This window comes from Pseudomonas sp. AC463 (assembly GCF_979253585.1).
Genome location: NZ_CEEDDZ010000990.1, coordinates 1 through 248, shown reverse-complemented (window position 1 = coordinate 248; position 248 = coordinate 1). Strand labels below are relative to the sequence as shown.

At 71.8% G+C, this 248-nt stretch carries 1 protein-coding gene; it reads right to left on the bottom strand.

Annotated features, from left to right (window positions below; translation table 11 throughout):
* Positions 1-248, bottom strand: a 248-nt coding sequence (locus AC0IYH_RS33200) for an ATP-binding cassette domain-containing protein (protein WP_471838653.1), incomplete at both ends; no start/stop codon positions are given.

Here is a 248-nt window from a genome sequence, read left to right as displayed (position 1 = left end):
CCGCCATATCGTGCGTGACGAGGATCGTCGTCAAACCGAGTTCGTCGTGCAAGTCGCGCAACCGCCGCCCCAGCGCATCGCGGGTCAGCGGGTCGAGCGCTCCGAACGCCTCGTCCATCAGCAACAGCTTCGCGCCCGGGGCGAGTGCGCGGGCGATGCCGACGCGCTGGCGCTGCCCGCCCGACAGCGCCGCCGGATCGCGCGAGGCGACCTCACGTGGCAGTTCGACCAGATCGAGCAGGCGCGCC